The sequence below is a fragment of the Glutamicibacter nicotianae genome, assembly GCF_006539525.1.
GTDB classification, from domain to species: domain Bacteria; phylum Actinomycetota; class Actinomycetes; order Actinomycetales; family Micrococcaceae; genus Glutamicibacter; species Glutamicibacter nicotianae.
Genome location: NZ_BJNE01000027.1, coordinates 20,917 through 28,484, shown reverse-complemented (window position 1 = coordinate 28,484; position 7,568 = coordinate 20,917). Strand labels below are relative to the sequence as shown.

The 7,568-nt window shown below is 65.1% G+C and carries 6 protein-coding genes; all 6 read right to left on the bottom strand.

What is annotated here, in order from left to right:
- Positions 1-950, bottom strand: a 950-nt coding sequence (locus ANI01nite_RS16800) for a hypothetical protein (RefSeq protein WP_176586725.1), incomplete at its 3' end; no start/stop codon positions are given.
- A complete protein-coding gene (locus ANI01nite_RS16220) occupies positions 947-1,771 on the bottom strand; it encodes a PP2C family protein-serine/threonine phosphatase (RefSeq protein WP_141359272.1) in 825 nt (274 codons plus the stop codon). The genes ANI01nite_RS16800 and ANI01nite_RS16220, both read right to left, overlap by 4 nt.
- The gene (locus ANI01nite_RS16215) at positions 1,768-2,865 is read right to left on the bottom strand and encodes an RDD family protein (protein WP_083586674.1); all 1,098 of its coding nucleotides are present in this window, start codon (positions 2,863-2,865) and stop codon (positions 1,768-1,770) included. Before ANI01nite_RS16215 ends, ANI01nite_RS16220 begins: the two co-directional genes overlap by 4 nt.
- Positions 2,856-5,210, bottom strand: a complete 2,355-nt coding sequence (locus ANI01nite_RS16210) for a DUF4129 domain-containing transglutaminase family protein (protein ID WP_141359270.1) — start codon at positions 5,208-5,210, stop codon at positions 2,856-2,858. The genes ANI01nite_RS16215 and ANI01nite_RS16210 overlap by 10 nt, the downstream gene beginning before the upstream one ends.
- Positions 5,207-6,526 (bottom strand): DUF58 domain-containing protein, encoded by a 1,320-nt coding sequence (locus ANI01nite_RS16205; RefSeq protein ID WP_038989824.1) that lies wholly within the window; start codon positions 6,524-6,526, stop codon positions 5,207-5,209. The genes ANI01nite_RS16210 and ANI01nite_RS16205 overlap by 4 nt, the downstream gene beginning before the upstream one ends.
- Complete coding sequence (locus tag ANI01nite_RS16200; RefSeq protein WP_038989825.1) at positions 6,526-7,536, bottom strand: AAA family ATPase; 1,011 nt, start codon at positions 7,534-7,536, stop codon at positions 6,526-6,528. The genes ANI01nite_RS16205 and ANI01nite_RS16200 overlap by 1 nt, the downstream gene beginning before the upstream one ends.
- Positions 7,537-7,568: the final 32 nt, after the last annotated feature.

Genomic DNA, 7,568 nt, shown 5'->3' with positions numbered 1-7,568 from the left:
GCCTTAGCCGGAGCAGAAGCTGGCTTGGCCGCAGCCGGTGCCGGGTCCTTTGCTGGCGCCTCAGCTGGTTTGGCCGCATCAGATGCGGAAGCAGCCTTAGCCGGAGCAGAAGCTGGCTTGGCCGCAGCCGGTGCCGGATCCTTTGCCGGCTCCGCTGCCGGCTTAGCCGTGGCAGGCGCAGGGGTCTTGACCGCAGCAGGCTTGGCTGCGGCAGGCGCAGGGGTCTTTGACGAGGCAACAGCCGGCTTGGCAGCATCTGTGGCAGGAGCAGACTTAGCTTCGGAAGGCGCAGGAGTTTTTGCCTGAGCTACCGCAGGTTTTGCAGCATAGGATGCTGCAGCGGGCTTAGCCGCAGCAGGAGCCGGAGCCTTCGCCGGATCAGCGGCAGGCTTGGCATCAGCCGGTGCCGGGGCTTTAACCGGTGCCGGGGCTTTAGCCGGTGCCGGGGCTTTAGCCGGTGCCGGGGCTTTAGCCGCGGCTGGAGTCTTTTCCGCAGCGGTGGGGTCCTTTCCTGCGGCCCATTCCAGCTGCGATACGCGTACGATGCCTTCGCCAATTGGCAACGCGAATGTGGCTTCGGCTTTCGCCGAACCGGTGCTCAGCGTCCACGACTTCGACTCCCCCAGCTTGCGTTCGGCCCAGGTGGCGATGCCTGCGCCGCTCACCTTCTCCTCGCCGGAGGCAGTCCGGGTGATGAATTCCGGGGCACCGCGCAGGATCAGATGCGGTGCGCTGTCACGGGAGATCAGAGCGAAGTTCGGCAGGTCGGCAATGTTCATCTGGTACATCGGCAACAGCTCCGAGAGCAGTGCTTCCACCGTGGTCTTCCCATTGAGCTTGGCCCACAGGCCATTGACCTGTTCTGCGCTCGCGCTGGAAGGAAGGAGGACAATGTGCTGGCCATTGACTAGGGCGTACCAGTCTCCGGGAAGGTAACGCAGGCTGTTCATGATTTCTCCTCTTGGTGGCTCGTAGTCGATATGCGCGGAATAGTAATGCCAACATCATCGGGGTGCCCATGCTCCACATCGGCAACGATAACGCTGATATTATCGTGTCCCCCGGCATCCAAGGCCGCTTGGACCAGTTCTTCGGAAGCTTGCTGGGGATCCGGGAACCGCGCAAGGATTTCCTGGATTGCGGCATCGCCGACTTCGCTGCTCAGACCGTCTGAGCAGACCAGGATGCGCTCCTGCCCTGCCAGCGGCACCAGCCAGTAGTCCGGTTGGCTGTTGGCGTTGATCCCCAGGGCGCGGGTGATCACATGCCGGCGTGGATAGGTGGCTGCCTGCTCGGCGTCCAGCTCTCCGATATCCATCAATTCCTGCACTTCGGAGTGATCTACGCTGACCTGTTGCAGCACTCCCTGGGTCCACAAGTAGGTGCGCGAATCGCCGACATTGAACACCAGCAGCTGGGGTTCTTCCGCCCGCCCGCTGGCGGCGCCTGCATCAATCAGCACGGCCCCGGCCAGGGTGGTGCCGGCTCGACCCGAGCCCGCCTCCACGATGCTGCGATCAGCTTCGACCAGCAGGGTATCCAAGGTCTCCGGATCCAGCTGCGCGCCGGCATCCATGAATCCATCGCCAAGGATCTTGAGGCACAGGGCGCTGGCTATTTCGCCTGCTTCATGCCCGCCCATGCCGTCGGCAATGGCCAGCAGCCGTTCAGAGGCCAGCAAGCTGTCCTCGTTCAGGGCGCGGCGCAGTCCACGGTCAGTTGCCTGGCCGTGGCTGAATCTGAGGCTTGCCCCAGGGTTGAGATCTGTCACGGACGTTCCACCTGGAAATAGCGGTCGCCAAAGTACACGGTATGGCCAATCATTGCCTGCTCCGGCTTGCCCGGAACAAGTTCGCGCACGTTCCCGTCCTCGTCGACAATGCACGAGCCGTTGCCCGAATCCCGGTCGGTCACCCAGACGCTGCCAACGCCTGGCTGGATCAGCAGATGCGTTTTGGAGACCGTGCGGTCCGGATCATCCAGTGCAACCAGGTGGACTCCCACATCGCCATCCGAGTACGAGGGGTTGCGCCCGATCAGGATGCTGCCGGCCAGGTCGAGGCACTGGCTATCGTCGAAGAGCAGATGCACGGCATCCGGGGATTGCGGACGAATTTGCGTATGACCGAGGTCTTCATCCGGATCAGCTGCGGCCTCGGTGGAGGGAACCTCAACGATCTTCGCTTCCGGCTTGGGCCGTGCGGAGGGACGGGGACGAACCGATTCCTGCGCTTCGGGGGCAGCGGCGCGCACAGCACCTGGCACCGAATCGATGACTCCACCAGAAGTGCCCTGCGCATCGTCCGGCTCCCCCACAAAGCGGCGGCCCGGAGCATACTGCTGCGGAGGCGCGAAGGACTGCGGCCCTGCGGCGCCCCCGGTGGTCAGCGGGTCACGTCCAGCCTTGATATCCAGCACCAGCGTCCCGGCCACCTTGTCATGCCAGCCCTGCTTCTTGCCGTTCGCATCGAAGTGATTGGAGATGACCATCAGCACCGATCCAAGAATCGGGACGATGCCTGCCACAGCGATCAGCAAGCGGCGGATGATGGTTTTGCCCCAGCCCGGGCGCTCGCCCTTGAGGGTGGTGGTGCGCAGCCCGAGGAGCACATTGCCCAGGGTCTTGCCCGAGGTAGCTTCCCACCACCACAAGAACACCGTGTAGGCCAGTGCGAGGACGCTGTACAGGATATATGTTCCGGCGATTTCGCCCGCAAGCTGCGGAGCGCTCAGCGAGGCCACCATCTTGGAGGCGATCATCGGCAGGAAAATCACCGACAGGACCAGCACCGGCAGGAAGTCGATCAGCCATGCGAGCAGCCGCTGGGTAGTTCGGGCATCGACCAGATCCATCTTTACCGCCATGGCTTCCTCCGGTTTTTCTGTTGCAGTATTCGTGCCGTCTTGGCTGTCTTCGCAGCCAGCTCATGTATCAGGGATCGTGGGGAGTACTTCACGCGCATCCTGCCGAAGAATCCCAGCGGTTCCTGCATCTTCCGGGTATGCGCAATGACATCTTCCCAATACTTCCGCACCTGTTCCTCGGTCGGCTGCTCATGGGAGAAGTTCGCCGCGTCCGCACGCTGCGCCAGGGAGCGCACCGGATCGGACAGCGCCGGGAAGCCGGCGGCCAGCACGCTCGCGCTTTCCCGCCGGGTCGCGCCGTTGGCCGTAGCGATACGGTGATCCGTGGCATGGCTGAGCAGTTCCTGCCAGCCGCCACTCATGCGGTCCCCTGTGCTGCCGGACTTCGCCCGCTTTTCGCGGCGGCGCAGCTTCAGCAGGGCAATCAGCAGCAGCGGCGAAAGCAGGAGCAGCAGCGACCCCAGCGAAATGCCGACAACGATGATGACCTGCCCCCAGCGCTCCCAGAAGGTTTCAGGTTCCTCTTCCACTTCCTGCGGCTCCGGTGCAGTTTGCGGCGGCAAGTCGGCTTCTTCCTGCGCCGGCGGCGGAGGCTGCAGCACCTGCGGCTGCGGCACGGCCTTGGGTTCCTGTTCCGGAGGGGTCGGCTGTTCATCCTCGTTGGGCGTCGGGTTGAAAGCCACCCAGCCTACATCTTCAAAGGCGATCTCCACCCAGGCGTGGACATCGGAGCCCTTGATCTCGACTGCCTTTTCAGGCGCGTATTCCTCGGGATAGAAGCCCATGACCACGCGCGCAGGAATCCCCTGCTCGCGGGCCATCAGCGCCATCGCAACAGCATACTGCTCGTCATCGCCAATCATCTGCTCGGCATCGAGCAGGCGGGTGATGCGTCCCGCGCCGTGCCCGGACAGCGAGGGCACCTGTCCCTCGGTGCCGTTGGAGAAGAACCCGGTTCCGGAGAGCATCGCTTCGATGCTCCGCACACGCTCCAGGTCCCCGCGGCCCGATCCGGTGAATTCAGCGGCTTTTGCTCCCGCTATGGCTGGCACATTGGCCAGCTCAGGCATGCGGAACTGCGCCAAGTCCAGTTCGTTGAGCTGCTCATCGCTGGGCTTGGCCGGGAACAGCACCTTGGCCGTGTAGGCATCGCCCTCCGCCAGCCCGATGGAGCTCAGCGCGCTCTCGGAGGAATCGCTGTAGAACAGCGAACGGGCCAGTTCATCTTCACGCCCGCCGGTCAGTTCCATGCCCAGCAGCTTGCCACCGGACGGAACCCACACGCCTTGATAGTCCTTGATCGAGAATTCAAGCTCGACGGCTTCGCGGCCTTCCACCGTGTCGGCCGAACGGATATCGCTGGCATCGCCCACCGGGGCGAAACTGCCACCCGCGGACGGATCCACGTTGATGACCATGCCGTTGTAGGAATCCAGGGCGGCCAGGCGGATGCGCTCGTCCTTGGGCAGGCCCTTGACGGTCATCAGGGTGTCGTCAGCCATCGTTTTCACATATTTGCGGAAACGCGTCAGGGGGCTTGGGTAGTCATAGAGGTCCACCGGCGGTTCCAGTGCATCGCGCAGCACCTGGCGCGGGGTTTCCGGGGCCAGCAGCGGCGTGGCCGCCGCAGTCGCGACGCCGGCACCGGCCAGCACCAGGGTTCCGGCAATCACGCGGCGCAGCAGCAGCTGCTTGGAACCCTGGGAGTCAAGCTGCTCGTGGTTCAGCGAACTGAAACCGCCGGAAACACGCGTATCGATGAAGCGCCGCCAGGCAAGCCAGCCGACCAGCACCGCGATGAAGGCGACGCCGCGGGCGACGGGCATCGGCACATCGCGGGTGCCGAAGACAATGCCGAGCACGAACATTGCCAATAGCGGCAGCAGCGTCCAATACGGCGAGCGCAAATGCCAGGCGGCCAAGCCGGCCAGCAGCGCGGTGAGCAGCGCGGACAGGAAGGCCACTATCAGCACGCCCCCGTAGGAACCTACCGGTGGCGCCACGGTGAGCATGTCTTTCCAGCTGAAGACCAGGCCGGTCAGCAAGGTGCGCAGGGATTGGCCGGTGGGCAGGAGGCCAAAGGCTGCCTCGCGCGGGGTCGCCAACGGCGTGCCAAGCAAGAGGTACAGCAGCGCGAACAGGCCCAGGGTCCGCCAGGTGCCCAGCTTGAAATGCACATTGGCCCAGGCCAAGGCCAGGCCGGCAACCAGTCCGCCAACGGCAGCGAGGATGAAGTTCAGGCTCGCGCCGTAGGCTTCCAGCAGACCCAGCGCGCCAAGCACCAGGGCCAGGGCGAGGCAAGCCGCGTCGACGCCATAGCGCCAGAGGGGAATCGTCTGTTTCATGCCACGGCCTTTCGCAGCATCACGCCGAGTTCTTCCAGCTTGCCGAGGCTCAATACGGTCAGCTCGCCAATATTCGAGCGCGAAGGTTCAATCCCGGTTTCGCAGCGGATGGCGATGGCGCGCACGCCGGCCGGCACGTGCATCCATGCCTCGCGCAGCGATTTGGCGCTGGTTCTGGTGCCGGTGAGGAAGAAAATCACCGAGGCGCCGGGCACCGTGCCAGCGGTGTGGCGCACCACGTCCACCAGGTTCTCGCGCTGGCCGGTGGCCGCCTCGATGCGGGTCAGCCCGTCCATCATCTGCCGGCCGCTGCCGGTGCGCACCGGGCCCTGCTGGGTCAGGATGGCCAGCTTGCGCTGTTCGGCCACGGCTTGCTGGCCGATGGAGGCCGCCACCGAGATGGCCAATTCGAAATCCTCCTCGGCGTGCGCTTCGGCGTACTCGTCCAGGTTGGTGCTCAGCGACAGGGCCAGATGCGAGCGCCGGGTCTCTTCGAACTGGCGGACCATCAGCTCGCCGGTGCGGGCCGTGGATTTCCAGTGGATGTGCCGGCGGTCATCTCCCGACTGGTATTCGCGCAGTGCGTGGAAGGACACGTCGGAATTCGAGAGGTCGGAGGTGGGCATGCCTTCCAGATCACGGATGAACCCGGCCGAGGAGCCATCCAATGCGGTGGTGCGCGGATGGATGAACAGCTCGTAGCTTTCGGTCCATTTCACCTGCCGGCGCAGGATCGCAAAGGGGTCCTGTCGGACCGAGCGGACCGGGCCCACATCGAGCACCTGGCGGCGCTGGGTGGGGATGGTGAACAGGTCCTCATGCGTTTGCTGCGGTTCCAGACGCGGGATCCGGAACTGGGCGGCGCCGTGGCCCACCGGAAGTTCCATCATCACCGGTGCCGAGCTGCGCGAAGCCTTGTTGGCTACCTGCATGGCTCCCACGGCGCGGTCCCCCACGGCCACGCGGGTGCGGTGCAGATCCAGGTCGACGCTGAAGTCGTTGCGGCCCAGGACGAAACCCACCGAGGCGAGCAGCAGCACGGTGGCCATGAAGGCACCCAGCAGGGCTTCCTGCCAGCCGAAGCTGGCGCCCAGGATCCACAGCAGCACCGCGGTGCCCAGCAGCACGAAGCCCAGCGGGGAGATGACCGTGGCGATCGGTGCGAGGTACCGGGTGGACAGTTCCCTGGCCCGTGCCGTGGCAGGGTCCAGGTAGTCGCGCAGCACCGCCATGGCCTCGCTGGCCATGGTCAGCGACTTCTCGGCCCCGCGATTCAGCTTGCTGTTCCGTGCAGGACGCTTAGCTCGTCGGCTCATTAATGCTCGTCCTGGTCCTTGCTCTCGGCTTCGGCGGAGTCCTCGTCGCCACGGCGGGTCGGGGCCGGGACCTTGCGCAGCACCGAGGCGATGACCTGCTCGGCGGTGGTGCCGGTGAACTCGGCTTCCGGGTCGAGCACCAGGCGGTGGGTGAAGACATGCGGCGCCAATTCCTTGATGTCATCGGGCAGCACGTAGTTGCGGCCCTGGCTGGCGGCCCAGACCTTGGCCGCGCGCACCATCGCCAGGGCGCCGCGCACAGAGACGCCCAGACGGGTGTCGGCGGAGTCGCGGGTCGCTTCGCACAGGGCTGCGACGTATTCCAGCACGGCGGTATCCACGTGCACGGTGGTGGCCAGCTCGGCCATTTCCACCACTGCTTCGGTGGTGATGATGGCGTTCAGCGCGGCCGAGCGGTCGCGCTGGGTGCTGCCCGAGAGCAGCGCCACGGTGGCCTCGCGGTCGGGGTAGCCGATGGAGGTCTTGATCAGGAAACGGTCCAGCTGCGCTTCGGGCAGCCGGTAGGTGCCTGCCTGCTCGATCGGGTTCTGCGTGGCGATGACCATGAACGGGCGGGCCTGCGGGTAGGTGGTGCCATCGACGGTCACCCGGCCTTCTTCCATGACTTCCAGCAGCGCCGACTGGGTCTTGGGCGACGCGCGGTTGATCTCGTCGGCCAGCACGAGGTTGGCGAAGATCGGCCCGTGGTGGAAGTCGAACTGGCCGCTGCGCTGGTCGTAGATGGTGATGCCGGTGACGTCCGAGGGCAGCAGGTCCGGGGTGAACTGGATGCGCGAGTTGCTGCCGCGCACGGTGGCGGCCAGCGAACGGGCCAGCATGGTCTTGCCGGTGCCCGGTGCGTCCTCCAGCAGCACGTGCCCTTCGCTGAGCATGGCGGTGAGCACCAGCTTGATGGTCTGCTCCTTGCCCAGCACGGACTGGCCGACGTTGGACACCAATTTGGCGAAGGTATCGCAGAACCAGTTGGCCTGCTCGGTGCTCATGGTCATGGCAGTGTTTGTTCTTTCTGTACGTCTTGATG